Origin of the sequence: Pseudomonas sp. URMO17WK12:I7 (genome assembly GCF_003269045.1) — a bacterium.
Classification (GTDB): domain Bacteria; phylum Pseudomonadota; class Gammaproteobacteria; order Pseudomonadales; family Pseudomonadaceae; genus Aquipseudomonas; species Aquipseudomonas putida_J.
This window is the reverse complement of sequence record NZ_QLTL01000014.1, coordinates 91720-112771: the sequence shown is the minus strand read 5'-3', so window position 1 is coordinate 112771 and position 21052 is coordinate 91720. Positions and strand designations below refer to the sequence as shown.

Here is a 21052-nt window from a genome sequence, read left to right as displayed (position 1 = left end):
CGCCATGACCAAAGCCCGCGCGTTCATCAACCCCAACATGCAGAACTACCACACACTCAAGGCCGGCCTTGCGCTCAGTGGGCATTCGGCCAGCAAGTTCGACGTCCTGAATTCACACATTTACAACAGCGTGGTCAGAAGCGGCGAACTGGTCATTATCGGCGACTGGTCCACGCCCTCATGCACCAGCCAGGAGGCGTACCTGATGGCAAAGGCTGGCGTAGTACACATGGGGTTGATGCGTAGCGGGCAAGGTGCCGACGAGTTCTTTCTGGAGAATTTCGAGTTGCTCAAAAGTCTGCTTACCCATGCCGCTACAGGCGCAGGCGTGGTCAGCGATGGCTGGAGCAGGCACCTGAAGACGATTCAGGGCACGTTGCTGGAAATTGAAAAGCTGTATCAGGAGCATATGAGTTCAGGGACGCTCAAGGCTCGCGATCAGTTTTATGCCAGGCGCGCGGCGCTGTTCGCCAGGCTGGACGAGCAGTTGAGTAAAATGGCAGCGTTTGGTGCCGGCTTGCGAAACAAAGGATCAATCAAGAGAACGCTTGGTATTTCCACTAAAAGCTATTTGAATTCAGGGGAAATTGCGGGGTATGCGGATAAGGTTGCCGGGGAGGGCAAAGCTGCACGCTTGATCAAGAATGGCAGCTATATCGGCGTAGCACTCGGGGTGGGAGCTACGGGGCTCGAGATTCAGAAGGCCTGTACCTTGGGGAGAGAGGACGAATGCAGCAGAGCGCAGTTCGTCGAGACTACATCTTTGGTTGGTGGTTTAGTAGGCGCTAGCGCTGGAGGTTATGCTGGTGCATATATGGGCCCTGCGGTGTGCGCAGCTCTGGGCATTGCCAGTGCCGGGACAGGTGCACTTGCTTGTGCGGTTGTTGGAGGTGCCATAGGAGGAAAATATGCAGGTGAGTACGGCGGAGAAAAGGGCAAATCCTTCGGTGATTTTCTATATCGAGAAAGCCTGAAGTGAACGCCGCCATGGATCCGGGAATAGTAGGATTTTTAATAATTACCCCCATGGCACTCACATTCATAGCCCAGTGCTACGCTGCTCATAAATACACAGAGATTTTTGAGTCATCCTTACCAAACTGCAAATACATCATAGATAACAGAAACATCTACAAGCACGCCGGCCTGCCAGGAAAATTAATACGCACTGGTTCCATATCGGTAGTATTGGCAATCCCCAAACTTTTCATATGGCGAGGACTCGTTAACGCGGAGGAGATCAAGGCTTTCCCCGCAAAGCACCGACGCATTCTTCTTTGTCTGCTGGCCCTGCATATGACGCTACTATCAGCGCTTGTACTTTCCCACTTCCTGTTTCCAGCTCAATGACCGAATCCACGGGGCGATCTACACCACCGAACCTCTTACCTACCCCGCTGTCCGACCTAGCACCACCAAGCTGTAAACCACGACCTTCGCAGGTGGGTTTGCCCCCGCGCTTGTGTCATCATGCTCCGACCGCCGGTTAGTCTTTTTAAGCCTCTCTATGAACAGACCCTACGCATTGCTGCTTGCCTTCGCCCTGCTCCAGGGCTGCCAGAGCCTGGCCCCGCAAAAGGCCGAGCCTCCTGCCGCCGAGGCCGAGGCAAAGAAGCCCGAGGTGTATGGGTCGTTCACGCAGGACACCCTTTATAGCCTGCTGGTGGCCGAGCTGGCCGGCCAGCGCAACCGCTTCGACATCGCCCTGGCCAACTACGCCGACCAGGCCGAGAAGACCCAGGACCCGGGCGTCTCCGAGCGCGCCTACCGGATTGCCGAGTACCTCGGCGCCGACGAGCCGGCCCTCGACAGCGCCCTGATCTGGGCCAAGAACGACCCGGAGAACCTCGACGCCCAGCGCGCCGCCGCCATCCAGCTGGCCCGAGCCGGTCGCTACGACGACTCCATGACCTATATGGAGAAGGTGTTGCAGGGCCAGGGTGACACCCACTTCGACTTCCTCGCCTTGTCGGCCGCCGAAACCGACCAGAGCACGCGCGACGGCCTGATGCAGAGCTTCGACCGCCTGCTGGTCAAATACCCGGACAACAGCCAGCTGGTGTTCGGCAAGGCGCTGCTGCTGAATCAGGACGGCAAGTCCCAGGAAGCCCTCGACCTGCTCGAGGCGCACCCGGCGCAGAATGGCGAAATCGCCCCGATCCTGTTGCGCGCCCGCCTGCTCCAGGCCCTGGACCGCGGCCCTGAGGCGCTGCCGCTGCTGCGTGGGGCGATCCGTGACAACCCGGATGACAAGCGCCTGCGCCTGACCTATGCGCGCACCTTGGTCGAACAGGACCGCATGGCCGATGCCAAGGCCGAATTCCTCAGCCTGGTTCAGCAGTACCCGGATGACGATGAGTCGCGTTACTCCCTGGCCCTGGTGTGCCTGGAGATGAAAGACTGGGACGAAGCCGAGGTCTACCTGCGCGAGCTGATCGAGCGCGACAGCAACGTCGACGCCGCCCACCTGAACCTGGGCCGCATCGCCGAAGAACGCCACGACCCGGCAGGTGCCCTGCGCGAATATGCCCTGGTCGGCACTGGCCCGGACTACCTGCCGGCCCAATTGCGCCAGGCTGACATCCTCATTGCCAACGGCCGCGGCGCCGAAGCATCGCGCCTGCTCGCCGAAGCCCGCGAAACGCAGCCGGACCTGGCCGTGCAGCTGTACCTGATCGAATCGGAAAGCTACAGCAACAATAACAAGGACGCCCAGGCTGACCAGGTGCTGCAACAAGCCCTCAAGCATTACCCGGACGACCTCAACCTGCTTTATACCCGCGCCATGCTGGCCGAAAAGCGCGATGACCTGCCGCTGATGGAAAAAGACTTGCGCGCCATCATCGCCCGCGAGCCCGAAAACGCCATGGCGCTGAACGCCCTCGGCTACACGCTGGCCGATCGCACCACCCGCTACAGCGAAGCCAAGGTCCTGATCGACAAAGCCCACCAGCTGACCCCGGACGACCCGGCCGTACTCGACAGCATGGGCTGGATCAACTACCGGCTTGGCAACCTCGCCGAGGCTGAAAACTACCTGCGCCAAGCCTTTGCCCGCTTCCCCGACCATGAAGTGGCTGCCCACCTGGGCGAAGTCCTGTGGGCCAACGGCAAGCGCCGCGAGGCCCGACAAGTCTGGGCCAAGGGCTTCGAAGCCCAGGCCGACAGCCCTATCCTGCGCAAGACCCTCCTGCGCCTGACCGGATCCGAGACTCTTTAACGCCATGTTCCTGCGCCATTGCATCACCTTTACCCTGATCGCCCTGCTGGCCGGTTGCGCCGGCTTCGGGAGCCGCGAAGCCCTGCAGGGCCACGGCGACCCGCAGCAGTGGCGCGCCCATAAAGAGCAGTTGAGCAGCCTCGACGGCTGGCAGATCAACGGCAAGGTCGGCATCCGTGCCCCGCGCGATTCCGGCAGCGGCACGCTGTTCTGGCTGCAACGCCAGGATTATTACGACATCCGCCTGGCCGGCCCGCTCGGCCGCGGCGCTGCTCGCCTGACCGGCCGCCCCGGTGGCGTGGTGCTGGAAGTGGCCAACCAGGGCCGCTATGAAGCCGCAAGCCCCGAAGCCCTGCTGGAAGAACAGCTCGGCTGGCAGCTGCCGGTCTCGCACCTGGTCTGGTGGGTGCGCGGCCTGCCCGCCCCCGACAGCAAGAGCAAGCTGACCCTGGACGGCGACAGCCGCCTGGCCAGCCTCGAGCAGGACGGCTGGCAGGTGCAGTACCTGAGCTACACCGAGCAGAACGGCTACTGGCTACCCGAACGCCTGAAACTGCATGGCAAGGATCTCGACGTGACCCTGGTGGTCAAGGACTGGCAGCCGCGCCAGCTGGGGCACTGATCCCATGCACACGCTCACCCTGCCCGCCCCGGCCAAGCTCAACCTGTGGCTGCACATCATCGGCCGCCGCCCCGACGGCTACCACGAGCTGGAAACCGTGTTCCAGTTTCTCGACCATGGCGACGAACTGAGCTTCGCCCTGCGCGAGGACGGCGTGATCCGCCTGCACACTGAAATCGAAGCGGTGCCCCACGACAGCAACCTGATCGTACGCGCTGCGCGTAAATTGCAGGAACAGTCCGGCACGCAACTGGGCGCCGATATCTGGCTGACCAAGGTGCTGCCCATGGGTGGCGGCATCGGCGGCGGCAGCTCCGATGCGGCGACCACCCTGCTGGCACTGGCGCACCTGTGGCAGCTGGACTGGGACGAGGACCGCCTGGCCGCGCTTGGCCTGAGCCTGGGTGCCGACGTGCCGGTGTTCGTCCGTGGCCACGCGGCATTTGCCCAGGGTGTGGGCGAGCAACTGACCCCGGTCTCCCCCGACGAACCTTGGTATGTCGTGCTGGTGCCGCAAGTGTCTGTCAGCACAGTAGAAATTTTTTCACATCCACAGTTGACACGTGATTCGCTCCCCCTTAAGATGCGCCCCGTTCCCGAGGGAAACAGTCGAAATGACTGCCAACCGGTGGTAGAGCAGAGTTACCCAGAAGTTCGCAACGCGCTGAATTCATTGGGTAAATTCACAGAGGCTCGACTTACCGGTACTGGAAGTTGTGTGTTTGGGGCCTTCCCAAGCAAAGCCGAAGCTGATAAAGTTCTGGCCCTTCTTTCAGTGACCCAAACAGGGTTTGTGGCGAAAGGAAGCAATGTTTCGATGTTGCATCGCAAGCTGCAAAGTCTGGTCAAGAAGTCGAGCACATAAGTGTTCGCAGCAACAGATACAGGGGCGTCGCCAAGCGGTAAGGCAGCAGGTTTTGATCCTGCCATGCGTTGGTTCGAATCCAGCCGCCCCTGCCATTTTCCTTATACTCATCCAGGTATACCCTCAGCCTTCAGGTACTGCGCGTGTCCAAGATGATGGTCTTTACGGGGAACGCTAACCCCGATCTGGCTCGGCGTGTCGTACGTCAGCTGCATATCCCTCTCGGTGACGTCTCTGTCGGTAAATTCTCCGACGGTGAGATCAGTACTGAGATCAATGAAAATGTCCGCGGTAAAGACGTTTTCATTATTCAGCCGACCTGTGCCCCGACCAACGATAACCTGATGGAACTGGTAGTGATGGCCGATGCCTTCCGCCGCTCCTCAGCATCCCGAATCACCGCCGTGATTCCCTACTTCGGATATGCCCGCCAGGACCGCCGTCCGCGTTCGGCACGTGTAGCCATCAGCGCCAAAGTCGTCGCTGACATGCTCACTGTCGTGGGTATCGACCGTGTTCTCACCGTCGACCTGCACGCTGACCAGATCCAAGGCTTCTTCGATATTCCAGTCGACAACATCTACGGCTCGCCCGTACTGGTCGATGACATCGAAGACCAGCGTTTCGAGAACCTGATGATCGTTTCCCCGGACATCGGTGGCGTTGTGCGCGCACGCGCCGTTGCCAAGTCCCTGGGCGTCGATCTCGGTATCATCGACAAACGCCGCGAAAAGGCTAACCACTCCGAGGTTATGCACATCATCGGCGACGTCGAAGGGCGCACCTGCATCCTGGTAGACGACATGGTCGACACCGCCGGCACCCTGTGCCACGCGGCCAAAGCCCTGAAAGAACACGGCGCTGCCAAGGTTTACGCCTATTGCACGCACCCTGTCCTGTCGGGCCGTGCGATCGAGAACATCGAGAAGTCGGTACTGGACGAGCTGGTAGTGACCAACACCGTTCCGCTGTCCGCCGCTGCTCAAGCCTGTGACCGTATCCGCCAGCTGGATATCGCACCGGTTGTCGCTGAAGCGGTCCGCCGCATCAGCAACGAAGAATCGATCAGCGCGATGTTCCGCTAAGCGGAACGCGTGTTGATGTGAAGCGCCCCGCCCCAGCATTTGTTGGGGCGGGGCTTTTTTGCCATCCCCGTCTGGCGCTGGTCGCAAACGCCTTTCGGGAGGCTATTTTGGAGAAGCAAAATGACTGATTTCATCCTGAACGCCCAAGTGCGTACTGACCTGGGGAAAGGTGCGAGCCGCCGCCTGCGTCACTCCGCCAACATCCCAGCCGTTGTATACGGTGGCGATAAAGAAGCCCAATCCCTGACCATCGTGGCCAAGGAAATCGCCAAGCTGTTCGAAAACGAAGCTGCCTTCAGCCACGTTATCGAGCTGAACGTCGACGGCGCCAAGCAGAACGTCGTGGTCAAGGCCATGCAGCGTCACCCAGCCAAAGGCTTCATCATGCACGCCGACTTCGTTCGCGTCGTTGCTGGCCAGAAGCTGACCGCTGTTGTTCCAGTGCACTTCATCAACGAAGAAGCACCGGTCAAGAAAGGCGGCGAGATCTCGCACGTTGAATCGCAGATCGAAGTTTCCTGCGAAGCCAAAGACCTGCCTGAGTTCATCGAAGTCGACCTGGCCAACGCCGAAATCGGCACCATCATCCACCTGTCGGACCTGAAAGCTCCGAAAGGCGTAGAGTTCGTCGCTCTGGCCCACGGTGATGACAAAGCTGTTGCCAACGTTCACGCTCCGCGCGTTTCCGCCGAAGCTGCTGAAGAAGGCGCTGCCGAGTAATCCACTCGCACGCCGGTGTTGATCGGGTTACAGTGCGCCCCGCGCCCTGTAACCCACCAACTCCAAGGAAGAGCCCCTGACGTGACCGCCATCCAGTTGATCGTTGGCCTGGGTAACCCCGGCCCCGAATACGAACAGACCCGGCATAACGCAGGGGCTCTTTTCGTTGAACGCATTGCCAGCGCCCAGCGTGTATCGCTGACCGCTGACAAAAAATATTTCGGCCTGACGGCTAAGTTCAGCCATCAGGGCAACGACGTTCGTTTGTTGATCCCCACCACCTACATGAACCGTAGCGGCCAGGCCGTGGCGGCATTGGCCAATTTCTTCCGCATCAAGCCGGAAGCGATTTTGGTGGCGCACGACGAACTCGACCTGCCTCCGGGCGTTGCCAAGCTCAAGCGCGGCGGCGGCCATGGGGGGCACAACGGCCTGCGCGACATCATCGCGCAGCTCGGCAACCAGAACGACTTCCACCGCCTGCGGCTTGGCATCGGCCACCCGGGTGACGCCAAACTGGTCTCCAACTTCGTCCTGGGCCGCGCGCCGCGCGCCGAGCAGGAGAAGCTCGACGCCAGCATCGATTTTGCCCTCGGCGTGCTGCCGGACGTACTGGCCGGCGACTTCGCCAAGGCCATGCGCGAGCTGCACAGCCAGAAGGCCTGATTTCCTAGAGAGGGGAATACCCATGGGTTTCAATTGCGGCATCGTCGGCCTGCCCAACGTCGGCAAGTCCACCCTGTTCAACGCCCTGACCAAGTCCGGCATCGCGGCGGAGAACTTCCCTTTCTGCACCATCGAGCCGAACAGCGGCATCGTGCCGATGCCCGATGCGCGCCTGGCGGCGCTGGCGGAAATCGTCAAGCCTAACCGCATCCTGCCGACCACCATGGAATTCGTCGACATCGCAGGCCTGGTGGCCGGTGCGTCGAAAGGCGAAGGCCTGGGCAACAAGTTCCTCGCCAACATCCGCGAGACCGACGCCATCGCCCACGTGGTGCGCTGCTTCGAAGACGAGAACGTGATCCACGTTTCCAACAGCGTCGACCCCAAGCGTGACATCGAGATCATCGACCTTGAGCTGATCTTCGCCGACCTCGACAGCTGCGAGAAGCAACTGCAGAAGGTTGCCCGCAACGCCAAGGGCGGCGACAAGGACGCCCTGGCGCAGAAGGCGATCCTGGAAAAGCTGATTCCGCACTTCACCGAAGGCAAGCCTGCGCGCAGCCTGATGAAGAACATGGCAGACGACGAAAAGGCCGTCATCCGTGGCTTCCACCTGCTGACCAGCAAGCCGGTGATGTACATCGCCAACGTCGCCGAAGACGGCTTCGAAAATAACCCGCACCTGGACGTGGTCAAGGCCATCGCCGAGGAAGAGGGCGCGGTCGTGGTGCCGGTGTGCAACAAGATCGAAGCAGAAATCGCCGAGCTGGATGACGGCGAAGAGAAGGACATGTTCCTCGAGGCCCTTGGCCTGGAAGAGCCTGGCCTGAACCGCGTGATCCGTGCCGGTTACGAGCTGCTCAACCTGCAGACCTACTTCACTGCCGGCGTGCAGGAAGTGCGCGCCTGGACCGTACGCGTCGGCGCCACCGCCCCGCAGGCGGCCGGCGTTATCCACACCGACTTCGAAAAAGGCTTCATCCGCGCTGAAGTGGTGGCCTATGACGACTTCATCCAGTTCAAGGGTGAAGGCGGTGCCAAGGAAGCCGGTAAATGGCGCCTGGAAGGCAAGGACTACATCGTCAAAGACGGTGATGTGATGCACTTCCGCTTCAACGTCTAAGCGGCAGTTCACAGTACTGACAAACCCCTTGATGCCTATGGCTTCAAGGGGTTTTGTTTTATGGGGCACACATGCCTTTCCACAATCTCGGGCATCAATGCCAGGTGATCTCCCCCGCTTCCCGGCTCAGTACCAAATCTGCCAACGCCCTCCCCATCTGCACGTTATGCACGCTATTCACCAGCATGCCGATGCCCGGCTCGCCGGCATTGCCGCAGATGTATTCGTCGAGGGTGTCTTCAATTCCGCGTAACAACTGAATGACATAGAGCAATGCCTCGGGTGAAGGCATGTCTTTGTTGATGGTGTAGAACGGCTGGGATGTAACTTTGGCGGGTGGATCTGGAACAAGTTTTTTCATGATTTCTCTCTCGTTTGTTTGCATGGGCTGCCTTCCCTTTCCCTCTCACAGGATTAGGTGGCAGCTGTACGCGGGGTGAGAGACCGGCCAAACAAGAGCGAAAACCGGCCAGGCACGGGGCCTGCCCGCGCACAGCTACCATGACGACAATCTCTTGCTTGTGAGCGGGCTCTCACACCCGGTCGTCAAACTTCGACGACCCGGGGAAATTAGCCCTGATGCTCAACATCGACAACAGAGAAACGGCAGCGGCGTGCGTAGGATAATTCCCAAGCTATCTTCAACAGAAGCATTTGGTTTCAAGTTCGGAATTGTCTTACACCTGAGGGATTGCCGGGGCTGCGTTGCAGCCCCCTGGCTCTGGAGCCCGCACCATGCACGAACTCCCGCCGCGCCGATGCTTCGACTGGCAACGCTGGCTCCCCGGCCTGGCCACCCTGCTGCACTACCAGCCCGCCTGGCTGCCTAAGGACATCGCGGCCGGCCTGGTGCTCACCACCATGCTGGTGCCAGTCGGCATCGCCTACGCCGAAGCGTCCGGGGTACCGGGCATCTATGGCCTGTATGCCACCATCATTCCGCTGCTGGCCTATGCCCTGTTCGGCCCCAGCCGCATCCTGGTACTCGGCCCGGACTCGGCACTGGCCGCACCCATCCTGGCAGTCGTGGTGCAATACGCCGCCAGCGACCCGCAGCGCGCGATTGCCATCGCAAGCCTCATGGCCCTGGTGGCCGGCGCCTTCTGCGTGATCGCCGGGCTGCTGCGCCTGGGCTTCATCACCGAGCTGTTGTCCAAACCGATCCGCTACGGCTACATGAACGGCATCGCCCTCACTGTGCTGATCAGCCAGCTGCCCAAGCTGTTCGGCCTCAAGGTCGACAGCCAGGGGCCCTTGCGTGACCTCTGGCACCTTGGACAGGCACTGTTCGCAGGCCATGGGCACTGGCCAAGCTTCATCGTCGGGGCCAGCAGCCTGGTGCTGATCCTGCTGCTCAAACCCTTCAAGCGCATCCCCGGCATCCTGATCGCCGTGGTGCTGGCAACCTTGGCGGTGAGCCTGTTCAACCTCGACCAGATGGGCGTCAAAGTGCTCGGCCAGTTGCCCCAGGGCCTGCCCAGCTTCGCCTTGCCGTGGGTCACCGACATCGACCTGGTCGAAGTGGTACTGGGCGGGATCGCCGTGGCGCTGGTGTCGTTCGCCGACACCAGTGTGCTGTCACGCTCCTATGCCGCGCGGCTGAAAACACCCGTCAACCCCAACCAGGAGATGTTCGGTTTGGGTGTGGCCAACCTGGCCTCCGGCTTGTTCCAGGGCATCCCGATCAGCAGCAGCTCGTCGCGCACGCCGGTGGCCGAGGCGGCCGGCTCGAAAACCCAATTGACCGGCATCATTGGCGCGCTGGCGGTGACCCTGCTGCTGCTGGTCGCCCCCAACCTGATGCAGCACCTGCCCAACAGCGCGCTGGCTGCTGTAGTGATCGCTGCAGCCCTGGGGCTGTTCGAGTTCGCCGACCTCAAGCGCATCTTCCGCATGCAGCAATGGGAGTTCTGGCTGTCGTTCACCTGCTTCGTCGGCGTCGCGGTGTTCGGCGCCATCCCGGGTATCTGCATTGCCGTGGCAGTGTCGGTGATCGAATTCCTGTGGGATGGCTGGCGGCCGCACTACGCGGTACTCGGGCGGGTCGACGGTACCCGTGGTTACCATGACGTGAAACGTTACCCACAGGCACGGCGGATTCCCGGGCTGGTGCTGCTGCGCTGGGATGCGCCGCTGTTTTTCGCCAATGCCGAGCAGTTCCAGGGCACGGTGCTGGCGGCAGTGGACGAATCACCGACGCCAGTGCAGCGGCTGGTGATTGCGGCGGAACCGGTCACCAGCATCGATATCACATCGGCGGACATGCTCGCCGAGCTGGATCGGGCGCTGGAGGCGCGTGGGGTGGAGCTGCAGTTTGCCGAGATGAAGGACCCGGTGAAGGACAAGATGAAGCGCTTCGAGCTGTTCGAGCCTTTGGGCGAGAAGGCATTCCACCCAACAGTCGGTGCTGCGGTGGATGCCTATCTGGCGGATACCGGGGTTGACTGGAAGCCTTGAGTAGCCAGTGCTGGCCTCTTCGCGGGTAAACCCGCTCCCACAGGGATAGGGTGACCCCTTGGGCGACGCTGTACCTGTGGGAGCGGGTTTACCCGCGAAAGGGCCGGTGCAGGAGTGCTAGGCCGCCCGAACCCGACGCCGGTCGATCCAGATGAGCATGGCGCTGGCGTAGAGCGACACTGCCACGAACAGTGCCATACGCACGGCAAAGGCCTTGTACACATCCTGCCCGCCGGCACTGTCCTGCACCGACTGCCCGAGCAGGATCAGCAGGGTCGTCAGGCAGCTCACCCAATACGCCGGGCTTTGCTTCGTGTCCACTGCACGGTAGAGCCTGCGCGCCTGCCAGAGGACGAACAGCAGCACCCAGAGGAAGAACATCCACAGGTGCACGAACAGGCTCAACGCCCCCCACAACAGCATCGCCAGCACCCCGGCCAGCAAGGTCGAGCCAATCAGTTCACGGCTGGCATGCCGCGCCCGTGTCTCCCCCGCCTGCTGCCCCAGGCTCACCGCCTTCATGATCAGCGGCATGAACTGATCCGGGGCGATCAGCGCCAGCAGAAACGCCGGCATGACGATGAGCGTGGCGCGCAGGGCAACCCAACCGACATCCGCGCTGTCGGGCAGAGGTGGCGAAGGCTGTACCGGCGCGCCGGCAGGTTCCGGAAACAGCACATGGGCCAGCGCCGTGCCCAGCACCGCCAGCAGCATGCCCTTGGCCAGGGCCTCGACCACCGACAGCGCCAGGCTGAAATCGCTGGTGCCGGCTGCCGCGATCATGGTCAGGCCGATCACCAGCAGGTTGGCCAGCAAGCCATTGCCGCCCTTGAGCGCATAGCGCAAGACCAGGAATACCCCCACGCCGACCAGCAGTACCCCGCTCACCGGGGCATGGCGCAACAGCGGAATCAGCAGCAGGCCGCTGCCGCAGCAGAGCAATACCAGAATCGCCAGTGCAGGCGCCGCCTTGACTGGCAGCGGCTGGCTGCGCATGGCCAGCAGCAGCACCGCGAACACCGGCGCCAGGATCGGCACCGGCAGGCCCAGGCCGAAACTGCTCGCCAGGCACAGCGCCACGCCCCAGGCCAGGCGCAGCGCGCGCAGGCGACGCAGCTCAATAGGCATACGACAGCCAGCTCATCAGCCACATGAACACGCGGCCCAGCAGGTTCAACGGGTTGCCTTCGTCGGGCAGGGCCATGACTTCGGCCTGGCCACCCACGCGCAAGCCGGAGGTGTCGGCCAGCTGATCACGCTCGAGCTCGACGATCACCGGGAAGCGCTGCGCCGAGCGCAGCCAGTCGCGGCTGTTCTGCACGGTCGGCAGGCTGCCTGGCGGCGCGGGCTGGCCGACGCTCACGCCATAGCCGATGCTGCGGACCTGCCCTTTGAGCACGGTGCCGGGCATGGCGTCGAGCACCACCAGCACCGGCGCACCGGGGCGCAGGCGGCCGAGGTTGTTCTCGGTCATGTCGGCACTTATCCACACGTCGTGGATAGTGATCAGGGTCATCATCGGGCTACCTGCACCCACGTAGTGGCCTACGTCGGTGCGCAGATCGGTAATCAAGCCGTTGGCATCGGCGCGCACCACGGTACGCGCCAGGTCCAGACGGGCTTTTTCCACGTTGGCTGCCGCGCTGCGCAGTTGCGCGTTGTCGGCATCGGCACCGCCCTGCTGCTCGCGGGCTCGTACCACTTCGGCGCGGGCGGCCGCCACCTGGCTGATGGCCTGATCACGGGTGGCCTGCGCCCCTTCCAGGCGGCGGACCGATACCGTGCCCGGGTCCTCGTCGATCAGCCGCTTGAGCCGTTCGGCATCCTGGCGCGCCTTGCGTTCGTGGGCCTGCGCTGCCACCAGCGCGGCCTGGGCCGAGTCGATGCCTGCGGTACTGGCGCCGATCTGCCGGCGCACGGTATCCAGGTCGGCTTCGGCGCGGGCCAGGGCAATACGGTACTGCTCCTGGTCGAGCTCGAACAGCACATCGCCCTGGCGCACTTCCTGGTTGTTGCCCACGGCCACGCGCTTGATCTGCCCGGCCACTTCGGCGGCCACCGGCACCACGTAGGCCTGTAGCCGGGCTTGTTGGGTGTAGGGCGTGAAACGGTCAGCCAGCAGGTACCAGACCAGGCTGACGACGATCAGGATCAACACCCAGCGCATGCCGCGGTCGGGGGCTGACGGCGTGTCTGCGGCGTCACTCATTTCGGCTCACCTTGTGCGGGGTCGGCGGGGGCCGGCTCGTCGAGCAGGTCGCCCCAATCGGTTCTGTTTTGCATCTGCTGGCGGGTGGCGCGGTCGATCGGTTTGCGCTGGTTGTCCCAGCCGCCGCCCAGCGCCTTGTACAAGCTCACCAGGCTGCTCACCGCATTGCCACGGCTGACCAGGTAGCCGTCCTGCTGCTGCAACAGCAGCTGCTGGGCGTCGAGCACACGCTGGAAGTCGGCAAAGCCTTCCTGGTACTGCGAACTGGCCAGGGCCAGCGAACGCTGGGCGGCCTGCGAAGCATCCTGGCGAATGCTTGCGCTCTGCAGCGAACGCACCAGGCCGCTGGCAGCGTCGTCGGCCTCGTGTGCGGCTTCGCGCACGCTTTGCTGATACAGCTCGATCAGTTGCTGCAGGCGGGCGTCCTCGACCCGCACGGCGTTCTTGCGCCGGCCATAGTCGAACGGGTTCCAGATCAGGCTCGGCCCGGCAGCCAGGTCGAAGGTGTTGGGCAGATGATTGGCCGACAAGAACGTCCAGCCGATGCTGCCGAGCAGGCTCAACTGTGGATAAAGGTCTGCCTCGGCCACCCCTACCAGCGCCGATTGCGCCGCCACCGCCTGCTCGGCGGCGCGGATGTCCGGGCGACGTTGCAACAGGCTGGCAGGCACGTCCTGCAACACTGCGCGGTCCGGCAGCGGCAACTGCCCGTGGCGCGCCGCAAGCTCGGGCAGCGGCCCCGGCGGCCTGCCAAGCAGCGAACAGAGCACGTTGCGCAAGGCATTGAGCTGGTTCTCGAACTCGGGGATGGTGGCCAGGGTCGCCAGGTACTGGGTACGCGCCTGCTGCCAGTCGAGTTCGTCGTTCTCGCCGTGACGGAACAGCCGCTCGGTGATCTCCAGGCTGCGCGCCTGGCGCTTGGCGTTGTCTTGCGCAATATCCAGCCGCGCCTCAGCCGTGCGCAGGGCGAAGTAGGTATCAGCCACCTGCGCACGCAGCAGCAGCATCGCATCGGCGTAGTTGGCCTGGGAGGCGAAGTAGACCGCATCGGCGCTTTCGATGGCGCGGCTGAAACGGCCCCAGAAGTCGATTTCCCAGCCGATATCGAAGCCTGCACTGGATTGCCAGAACACCGAGTCCCGGGCAGTGGACGTGCCAGACTGGTCCTGCTTCAGGTACAGACTCTGCGCACGCAGCTGCTGCAGCTGTGGGTAACGCCCGGTCTGCACGATGGCCAGCTGCGCCCTGGCCTCGGCGATGCGCAGGCCGGCCACGCGCAGGTTGGTGTTGTTGGCATCGGCTTCGGCGATCAGCCCTTCGAGCGTCGGGTCGGCGAAGATCAGCCACCACTGGCGCAGGTCCGGTGCCGGGGCGGAGCGCCCGGCCTGCTCAAGCACTGGCGTGCTCCAGCTGTCCAGCCATGGCTCCTGAGGCTTCTTGAAGTCCGGGCCGACCTGGGTGCAGCCGGCCAGGACCATCAGCAACCCCAGGCCATAGCAACGATTGGGCATGGCGGGCCCTGGCTCAGGTGGCAGGTGGTGCCGGCTGCTCCGGCACCTGCAGCGCGACCCATTGCCAGAACAGCACGTAGGTCACGCCGAGGATCACCGGGCCGATGAACAGCCCGATGATGCCCTTGACCACCATGCCCCCCAACGCCCCGATCAGCACCACCGGCATCGGTACATCCACCCCGCGCCCCAGCAGCAGTGGCTTGAGCACGTTGTCGGCAAGCCCGCCGACGAAGGTGTAGATGGCGAAGACGATGGTCGCCACGGTGAAGCCCTCGACATTGAACACGTAGATGATCACCGGCAGCGTGACCAAGGTCGCCGGGGCCTGGGCAATCCCCAGCATGAGGATGACGATGGCCAGCATGCCGGCACCTGGCACACCCTTGACCACGAAACCGACACCGATCAGCAGCATCTGGATGAAGGCGATGCCGATCACCCCTTGGGCAACGGCGCGAATGGTCGCGGTGCACAGCCTTGCAAGCGGTTTGCCACGCTCTTCGCCGGAGACCCGCATGGCAATGCGCTGCGCGGCGACCTCGCCACGCTCACCAAACGCCATGATGATGCCCGAGACGATAATCGCCCCGACAAACAGCAGGAACGCACCACCGGCACTGGCCGCAGCGCCCAGCACGGTGCGCCCGGCACCCTTCAGCTGGGGCATCCACTGGTTGAGCACATGTGCCATGTTTTCCGAGGCCGATAGCCACAGCGCATAGACCTTGGGCCCGATCAGCGGCCAGGCCGCCACCGACTCGGGCGGTGCCGGCACACTCCAGGCGCCGCTCTTGAGCAAGGTCACCATGCTGTCCACCGACTCACCAATGGACATCACCACCAGGTAGATCGGTACCAGCAATACGATCAGCACCAACAGCACCACCAGGGTTGCCGCATAACCGTCTTTGATGCCAGTGCCGCGCTTGATCCGCAAGTACAACGGATACAGGGTCACCGCCAGAATCACCGACCACAGCATCAGCTCCAGGAACGGCTGGAAAACCTGGAAGGAGAAAACCACCAAAGCGGCCACCAGGCCCGCCTTGATCAGCACGTCGAGCAGGCCCCGCGACAGGACGCTGTCCAGCTTCAAACCCGGCTGCATGTTTCACCTCCGAACGTTAGGCGCGCCCTCATGGCGCTAATCGGTGCCTGCTCCAGGTGTCGGCTGCGGGCTGTTGCCATCTCTCAATTGCCGCGCCAATGCCATCATCACCAATGGCACCACAGCCATCGACAGGGTGATGGCGAGCACCAGCAGGTCGTGCACCTGCTGGGTCAGCACCTGATGCCCCAGCGCCAGCTTGAACACCACGAAGGCAAATTCACCGCCGGACGCCAGCACCACCGCCAGGCACAGTGCCTGGGCGTGGTCAAGGCCACCCACCGTACGCCCGAGCACCAGCAGCAGCGGCAGCTTGACCACCACCAGCAGCAACGTCAGCCCCAGCACGATCAAGGGCATGCCGAACAGCAACTGCAAGTCGGCGCTCATGCCGACGCCAACGAAAAACAGCCCAAGGAGCAGGCCCTTGATCGGTTCGATCTGGGTTTCCAGTTCATGACGAAAGGGCGAATCGGCCATCAGCACACCGGCAAGGAAGGCCCCCAGTGCCATGGACACCCCCACGTGCTCCATCAACCAGGCAGTGCCCAGCACCACCAGCAAGGCCGTGGCGGTAGACAGCTCGGGCAAGCCCGAGCCGACCGTCCATTTGAAAACCGGGGTCAACAGATAGCGGCCAAAGACAATCACCACACCAATACCGCCCGCCACTGCCAGCAGCGGCCAGGAGCCTTCGTCGGCGGTGCTCACATCGCCACCGAGCAACGGCACCACGGCAATCAGCGGAATGGCGGCAATGTCCTGGAACAACAGGAGGGCGATGGCCAGGCGACCGTGCGGCTTGCCCAGGTCCTTGCGCTCGGCCAGCACCTGCAGGCCAAAAGCCGTCGATGACAGCGCCAGCCCAAGGCCAAGCACGATGGCTGCCGCTTTCGACTGGCCAAACAGAAAGGAGGCCAACAGGCTCAGTACCACGGCAGTCAGCCCCACCTGCAACGACCCCACGCCGAACAGCGCCCTGCGCATGGTCCACAGCCGCCGTGGCGACAGCTCCAGGCCGATGACGAACAGGAGCATGACCACGCCCATTTCCGACAGGCGGGCAACGTTGTCGGGGTTGCCCAGCAGGCCCAGCACCGACGGCCCGATCAGGATGCCAGCCAGCAGATAGCCGGGCACCGCGCCCATTTTCAAACGTTGCGCCAGTGGCACCAGAAGCACCACGGCCAGCAGGAACACTACCGTGGCCTGCAGCAGGCTGCCGTCATGAGGCATAAGTTCGCACCCTTGCTACGCACCGCCGGAAGGGATCAGAAGCGTTCTTCGATCACTTTGAAGGGATAGGCCACAGCCTTGTATTTGCCGATCTTGCCGCGCTTGGGCAGCTTCACTACCTGTTCGCGGGTGATGTCCTTGTAGGGGATGCGCGACAGCATGTGGCTGACGATATTCAGCCGGGCGCGCCGCTTGTCGTTGGAATGCGCCATGAACCACGGCGCCCAGGACGAATCCGAGGCGGCGAACATGTCGTCGCGGGCGCGGGTGTAGTCATCCCAGCGGGTGTATGACTTGAGGTCCATGGGCGACAGCTTCCACAGCTTGCGCCCGTCGCTGATACGGTCCTGCAGGCGCCGGGTCTGCTCTTCGGCGCTGACTTCCAGCCAGTACTTGATGAGGATGATCCCCGACTCGACCATCATCTTCTCGAACAGCGGCACCACGGCGAGGAACTTGGCGCTCTGCTCTTCGCTGCAGAAGCCCATCACCCGCTCGACACCGGCGCGGTTGTACCAGCTGCGGTCGAAGATCACCACTTCGCCCGCGGCAGGCAGGTGGCGCAGGTAGCGTTGCACGTACATCTGGGTCTTTTCCCGCTCGGTCGGTGCCGGCAGCGCCACCACGCGGAACACCCGTGGGCTGACCCGCTCGGTGATGGCCTTGATGGTGCCGCCCTTGCCGGCACCATCGCGGCCTTCGAACACGACGCAGACCTTCAGGCCTTTGGCCACGACCCACTCCCGCAGCTTCACGAGCTCCACGTGCAGCTTCCTGAGCGCGTGCTCATACGTTTTGCCGCCCAGCTTTTCTGGCTGCTCCTTCGAATCCTTCTTCTTGGACGGCTTGGCCATGGCGCTCTCCTGGGGGCGAATGAAAAGTCAGTATGGTCGATCCATGACAATTTGCCGTTTCGCCTGTTAGGCAAGTTGCCGCGCCCTGACGCCCTTACTTCGCCAGCTTGTTGTAGCTGGTCATCAGGTTGCGATAGTCCGGGATGTGGTTGGAGAACAGTGTGCCCAGGCCTTCGATATCGTTGCGCCAGTCACGGTGCAGCTCGCAGGCCACGCCGAACCAGGTCATCAGCTGGGCACCGGCTGCCTCCATGCGTCGCCAGGCCGAATCGCGGGTCAGTTCGTTGAAGGTGCCGGAAGCGTCGGTGACCACGAACACCTCGAAGCCCTCCTCCAGCGCAGACAATGCCGGGAAGGCCACGCAGACCTCGGTGACCACCCCGGCGATCAGCAACTGCTTCTTGCCGGTGGCCTTCACTGCCTTCACGAAGTCCTCGTTGTCCCAGGCGTTGATGTTGCCAGGGCGGGCGATGTAGGGGGCGTCGGGGAACTGCTCCTTGAGCTCCGGTACCAGTGGGCCGTTGGGGCCGGTCTCGAAGCTGGTGGTGAGGATGGTCGGCAGCTTGAAGTATTTGGCCAGGTCAGAGAGCGCCAGGACGTTGTTCTTGAAACGGTCCGGGTCGATGTCGCGGACCAGTGAAAGCAGGCCGGTCTGGTGATCGACCAGCAGGACGGCGGCGTTGTTCTTGTCCAGTCGCTTGTATTGGAAGGCCATGCCGAATCTCCTTGCAACAAAGGTTGGGAGCTTCAGCGTAGGCAAGTATCAGGGGCTGATGGGACCGTCAGTCGGTTTGGCTGGGCAAGCCTGTGCTGGCCTTTTCGCGGGTAAACCCGCTCCCACAGGAGTTTCACCGGGCTTGAGTATGGTGCAGTACTTGTGGGAGCGGGTTTACCCGCGAAGAGGCCAGCACAGGCTCAATACTCGCGCCGCTTGCTGAACGCCCAGCGCCCCGCCAGGAAGGTGAAGGTCGCCACCAGCGCCACCAGCAGCCAGAAGCCGTTCGGGTCGCCCGAGAGCGGCACGCCGCCGACGTTCATGCAGAAGAAGCCAGCGATGATGTTGATCGGTAGCGCCAACACGGTGACCACGGTCAGGGTGAGCAGGGTGCGGGATACAAGTTGCAGTTCGATGATACTTGGGCTCGCCTTGGGCCTTGTTGCGCCTGTGAGATCGAGCGCCGCCCGCGCGGCGCATCGCGGATAAATCCGCTCCTGCATTTTTTGCAACGTGCCAAACCTGTCAGGCCGTGGTTGCCTGTCTTGTGTTCTGGGATTCACTTCAGAGATTTCTGAACTAATTATTTTCCGCCTGCGATTTTTTCCCTTGCCCTCCCCCTCCAGAATCGCTTCACCACAATCACAATAACCGTGAGGCCACTCCCGTGGACCAGACACTCCAGGTACGGCAGGCCGCCGCCGATCTCGTCGCCGCCTTTGCCAGCAACGACACCGCCCGCTACTTCGCCTGCTTCAGCGAAGACGCCACCTTCCTTTTCCACACCTTGCCGCAACCCCTGCTGTCCCGCCGTGCCTATGAAGACCTCTGGGCCCAATGGCAGGCCGAAGGCTTTGCCGTGCTCGGCTGTGAGTCCAGCAACGGGCAGGTGAGCCTGCAGGATGACGTGGCGATCTTCATGCATGACGTGGCCACGCATATCCGTATTGCCGGCGAGGAGCACCAACTGGCCGAGCGCGAGACCATCGTCTTCCGCCGCCACGGTGAACAATGGCTGGCGTGCCACGAGCACCTGTCGGTCGTCACCGCAGCCTGATCCGAACTTACGCGGCCTTGCCGCACTGCCATCGCACCCACAAGAGGGCTCGCGCACCGCGCCGGGCCTACAACAACCGCGCTGGAGCATCACCATGAGCCACTCGACCGGTATCGAGACCAATGGCGTCGAACAGATCCCCGACGATCAACGCGACGCCTCCCCCCTTGACCTGTTCCGCCTGATCTTCGGCGGTGCCAATACCTTCGCCACTGCCGTGCTGGGCAGCTTCCCGGTGCTGTTCGGGCTGTCGTTCCAGGCCGGGGTCTGGGCGATCCTGCTTGGCGTCGGCGTGGGCGCACTGATCCTCGCACCGATGGGCCTGTTCGGCGCGCTCAACGGCACCAACAACGCGGTGTCGTCAGGCGCGCATTTTGGCGTGCACGGGCGCATCGTCGGCTCGTTCCTGTCGTTGCTCACTGCCGTGGCGTTCTTTTCGCTGTCGGTGTGGAGCTCGGGTGATGCCCTGGTCGGCGGCGCCAAGCGCTTGGCCGGGCTGCCGGAAACCGACCTGACCCTGGGCCTGGCCTACGGCCTGTTCGCGGTGCTGGTGCTGGTGGTGTGCATCTTCGGCTTCCGCTTCATGCTGTGGGTCAACAAGATCGCCGTGTGGGCGTCGAGCCTGCTGTTCCTGCTGGGTATCTTCGCCTTCGCCGGGCCGTTCGATGCGGGCTTCGCCGGTAGCGTCAACCTGAGCCAGCCAGGCTTCTGGGCGGCATTCGTCGGCGCCGCGATCCTGGCCATGAGCAACCCGGTGTCGTTCGGTGCCTTCCTCGGCGACTGGTCGCGCTACATTCCGCGGCAAACGCCGAAGTCGCGCATCATGCTGGCGGTGATCGCCGCCCAGGTGGCCACGCTGATCCCGTTCCTGTTCGGCCTGTGCACCGCCACCCTGGTGGCCACCCAGGCACCCGACTACATCGCCGCCAACAACTATGTCGGCGGCCTGCTGGCAGTAGCGCCGAGCTGGTTCTTCCTGCCGGTGTGCCTGATTGCGGTGATCGGCGGCATGTCCACCGGCACTACCGCGCTGTATGGCACCGGCCTGGACATGTCCAGCGTGTTCCCGCGCCTGCTCAGCCGCGCAGGCGCAACCTTGCTGATCGGCGTGCTGGCGATCGGCTTCATCTTCATCGGCCGCTTCACCTTCAACCTGGTGCAGAGCGTGTCGACCTTCGCCGTGCTGATCATCACCTGCACCAGCCCATGGATGGTGATCATGATCCTCGGCCTGATCACCCGTCGCGGCTTCTACCACGCCGACGACCTGCAGGTGTTCACCCGCGGCCAGCGTGGCGGCCACTACTGGTTCCTGCATGGCTGGAACTGGCGCGGCATGGGCGCGTGGATCCCCAGCGCGATGGTCGGCCTGTGCTTCGTCAACCTGCCGGGGCAGTTCGTCGGCCCGCTGGGCGACCTGGCCGGCGGCATCGACCTGAGCCTGCCGGTAACCCTGGGCCTGGCCGGCGTGCTGTACCTGCTGCTGCTCAACCTTTTCCCTGAACCTGCTGGCGTGTATGGCCCCAATGGCCCGCGCTGGGTGCGCTGCAAAAGCGCCCCACGCACGCCGGTGACCACCGCCGAATTGGCTTGACTGGATA

19 protein-coding genes, 1 tRNA gene and 1 pseudogene are annotated in these 21052 nt (G+C 63.0%); 12 read left to right on the top strand and 9 right to left on the bottom strand.

Annotated features, from left to right (window positions below):
* Positions 1 to 4 precede the first annotated feature (4 nt).
* The 9 genes from H040_RS20150 (at position 5) to ychF (ending at position 8301) form a co-directional block, all read left to right on the top strand.
* Entirely contained in the window at positions 5 to 979 is a 975-nt protein-coding gene (locus tag H040_RS20150; protein WP_027918303.1) for a hypothetical protein, read from the top strand.
* 528 nt (positions 980 to 1507) lie between these two features.
* Complete coding sequence (locus H040_RS20140; protein ID WP_027918302.1) at positions 1508 to 3220, top strand: tetratricopeptide repeat protein; 1713 nt, start codon at positions 1508 to 1510, stop codon at positions 3218 to 3220.
* Positions 3221 to 3224: 4 nt separating this feature from the next.
* The gene (gene lolB, locus H040_RS20135; protein WP_027918301.1) at positions 3225 to 3842 is read left to right on the top strand and encodes a lipoprotein insertase outer membrane protein LolB; all 618 of its coding nucleotides are present in this window, start codon (positions 3225 to 3227) and stop codon (positions 3840 to 3842) included.
* 4 nt (positions 3843 to 3846) lie between these two features.
* Positions 3847 to 4707: a 4-(cytidine 5'-diphospho)-2-C-methyl-D-erythritol kinase gene (gene ispE, locus H040_RS20130; protein ID WP_027918300.1), complete on the top strand. Its 861-nt coding sequence runs from the start codon at positions 3847 to 3849 to the stop codon at positions 4705 to 4707.
* Positions 4708 to 4727: 20 nt separating this feature from the next.
* A tRNA-Gln gene (locus tag H040_RS20125) sits at positions 4728 to 4802 on the top strand.
* A gap of 48 nt (positions 4803 to 4850) precedes the next feature.
* Entirely contained in the window at positions 4851 to 5792 is a 942-nt protein-coding gene (locus H040_RS20120; protein WP_003247410.1) for a ribose-phosphate pyrophosphokinase, read from the top strand.
* 120 nt (positions 5793 to 5912) lie between these two features.
* Positions 5913 to 6512, top strand: a complete 600-nt coding sequence (locus tag H040_RS20115) for a 50S ribosomal protein L25/general stress protein Ctc (protein ID WP_027918299.1) — start codon at positions 5913 to 5915, stop codon at positions 6510 to 6512.
* A gap of 81 nt (positions 6513 to 6593) precedes the next feature.
* Positions 6594 to 7178: an aminoacyl-tRNA hydrolase gene (gene pth / locus H040_RS20110; RefSeq protein ID WP_009686183.1), complete on the top strand. Its 585-nt coding sequence runs from the start codon at positions 6594 to 6596 to the stop codon at positions 7176 to 7178.
* A gap of 22 nt (positions 7179 to 7200) precedes the next feature.
* Positions 7201 to 8301, top strand: coding sequence for a redox-regulated ATPase YchF (ychF, locus tag H040_RS20105; RefSeq protein WP_027918298.1), 1101 nt, complete (start codon positions 7201 to 7203; stop codon positions 8299 to 8301).
* Positions 8302 to 8395: 94 nt separating this feature from the next.
* Here ychF and H040_RS20100 read toward each other — a convergent pair whose 3' ends face one another.
* On the bottom strand, positions 8396 to 8686 hold the full coding sequence (locus tag H040_RS20100; protein WP_256208049.1) for a hypothetical protein: 291 nt from the start codon (positions 8684 to 8686) through the stop codon (positions 8396 to 8398).
* Positions 8687 to 9036: 350 nt separating this feature from the next.
* Between H040_RS20100 and H040_RS20095 the strand changes: the two genes are divergently transcribed.
* Complete coding sequence (locus tag H040_RS20095; RefSeq protein WP_027918296.1) at positions 9037 to 10758, top strand: SulP family inorganic anion transporter; 1722 nt, start codon at positions 9037 to 9039, stop codon at positions 10756 to 10758.
* A 117-nt stretch (positions 10759 to 10875) separates the two neighbouring features.
* On the opposite strand, the gene H040_RS20090 is transcribed toward H040_RS20095, so the two are convergent.
* From H040_RS20090 to H040_RS20050, 8 genes and pseudogenes are all read right to left on the bottom strand, one after another.
* Positions 10876 to 11886 carry a DUF2955 domain-containing protein gene (locus H040_RS20090; protein WP_027918295.1) on the bottom strand — a complete coding sequence of 337 codons (1011 nt, stop codon included), beginning with the start codon at positions 11884 to 11886 and terminating at the stop codon, positions 10876 to 10878.
* Positions 11876 to 12967 carry an HlyD family secretion protein gene (locus tag H040_RS20085; RefSeq protein WP_027918294.1) on the bottom strand — a complete coding sequence of 364 codons (1092 nt, stop codon included), beginning with the start codon at positions 12965 to 12967 and terminating at the stop codon, positions 11876 to 11878. The genes H040_RS20090 and H040_RS20085 overlap by 11 nt, the downstream gene beginning before the upstream one ends.
* On the bottom strand, positions 12964 to 14478 hold the full coding sequence (locus tag H040_RS20080) for an efflux transporter outer membrane subunit (RefSeq protein WP_027918293.1): 1515 nt from the start codon (positions 14476 to 14478) through the stop codon (positions 12964 to 12966). The genes H040_RS20085 and H040_RS20080 overlap by 4 nt, the downstream gene beginning before the upstream one ends.
* A 13-nt stretch (positions 14479 to 14491) precedes the next feature.
* Entirely contained in the window at positions 14492 to 15589 is a 1098-nt protein-coding gene (locus tag H040_RS20075) for an AI-2E family transporter (RefSeq protein ID WP_027918292.1), read from the bottom strand.
* A gap of 36 nt (positions 15590 to 15625) precedes the next feature.
* Entirely contained in the window at positions 15626 to 16825 is a 1200-nt protein-coding gene (locus H040_RS20070; protein WP_027918291.1) for a monovalent cation:proton antiporter-2 (CPA2) family protein, read from the bottom strand.
* A 35-nt stretch (positions 16826 to 16860) separates the two neighbouring features.
* Positions 16861 to 17679: a polyphosphate kinase 2 gene (gene ppk2, locus H040_RS20065; protein ID WP_027918290.1), complete on the bottom strand. Its 819-nt coding sequence runs from the start codon at positions 17677 to 17679 to the stop codon at positions 16861 to 16863.
* Positions 17680 to 17773: 94 nt separating this feature from the next.
* Complete coding sequence (gene ycaC, locus H040_RS20060; protein WP_010951959.1) at positions 17774 to 18394, bottom strand: isochorismate family cysteine hydrolase YcaC; 621 nt, start codon at positions 18392 to 18394, stop codon at positions 17774 to 17776.
* 200 nt (positions 18395 to 18594) lie between these two features.
* Positions 18595 to 18792 (bottom strand): annotated as a pseudogene (locus H040_RS20050) (CorA family divalent cation transporter); the annotation flags it as partial.
* Between the two features lie 269 nt (positions 18793 to 19061).
* On the opposite strand from H040_RS20050, the gene H040_RS20045 reads away from it, so the two are divergent.
* Positions 19062 to 19451 (top strand): YybH family protein, encoded by a 390-nt coding sequence (locus tag H040_RS20045; RefSeq protein WP_027918288.1) that lies wholly within the window; start codon positions 19062 to 19064, stop codon positions 19449 to 19451.
* Positions 19452 to 19545: 94 nt separating this feature from the next.
* Positions 19546 to 21045, top strand: a complete 1500-nt coding sequence (locus H040_RS20040) for a purine-cytosine permease family protein (protein ID WP_027918287.1) — start codon at positions 19546 to 19548, stop codon at positions 21043 to 21045.
* Positions 21046 to 21052 lie beyond the last annotated feature (7 nt).

Bases quoted from the DNA above. Each gene is read 5' to 3' on its own strand.
- H040_RS20150 (WP_027918303.1), top strand. From the start codon at position 5: ATGACCAAAGCCCGCGCGTTCATCAACCCCAACATGCAGAACTACCAC.
- H040_RS20140 (WP_027918302.1), top strand. From the start codon at position 1,508: ATGAACAGACCCTACGCATTGCTGCTTGCCTTCGCCCTGCTCCAGGGC.
- lolB (WP_027918301.1), top strand. From the start codon at position 3,225: ATGTTCCTGCGCCATTGCATCACCTTTACCCTGATCGCCCTGCTGGCC.
- ispE (WP_027918300.1), top strand. From the start codon at position 3,847: ATGCACACGCTCACCCTGCCCGCCCCGGCCAAGCTCAACCTGTGGCTG.
- H040_RS20115 (WP_027918299.1), top strand. From the start codon at position 5,913: ATGACTGATTTCATCCTGAACGCCCAAGTGCGTACTGACCTGGGGAAA.
- ychF (WP_027918298.1), top strand. From the start codon at position 7,201: ATGGGTTTCAATTGCGGCATCGTCGGCCTGCCCAACGTCGGCAAGTCC.
- H040_RS20100 (WP_256208049.1), bottom strand. From the start codon at position 8,686: ATGCAAACAAACGAGAGAGAAATCATGAAAAAACTTGTTCCAGATCCA.
- H040_RS20095 (WP_027918296.1), top strand. From the start codon at position 9,037: ATGCACGAACTCCCGCCGCGCCGATGCTTCGACTGGCAACGCTGGCTC.
- H040_RS20090 (WP_027918295.1), bottom strand. From the start codon at position 11,886: ATGCCTATTGAGCTGCGTCGCCTGCGCGCGCTGCGCCTGGCCTGGGGC.
- H040_RS20085 (WP_027918294.1), bottom strand. From the start codon at position 12,967: ATGAGTGACGCCGCAGACACGCCGTCAGCCCCCGACCGCGGCATGCGC.
- H040_RS20080 (WP_027918293.1), bottom strand. From the start codon at position 14,478: ATGCCCAATCGTTGCTATGGCCTGGGGTTGCTGATGGTCCTGGCCGGC.
- H040_RS20075 (WP_027918292.1), bottom strand. From the start codon at position 15,589: ATGCAGCCGGGTTTGAAGCTGGACAGCGTCCTGTCGCGGGGCCTGCTC.
- H040_RS20070 (WP_027918291.1), bottom strand. From the start codon at position 16,825: ATGCCTCATGACGGCAGCCTGCTGCAGGCCACGGTAGTGTTCCTGCTG.
- ppk2 (WP_027918290.1), bottom strand. From the start codon at position 17,679: ATGGCCAAGCCGTCCAAGAAGAAGGATTCGAAGGAGCAGCCAGAAAAG.
- ycaC (WP_010951959.1), bottom strand. From the start codon at position 18,394: ATGGCCTTCCAATACAAGCGACTGGACAAGAACAACGCCGCCGTCCTG.
- H040_RS20040 (WP_027918287.1), top strand. From the start codon at position 19,546: ATGAGCCACTCGACCGGTATCGAGACCAATGGCGTCGAACAGATCCCC.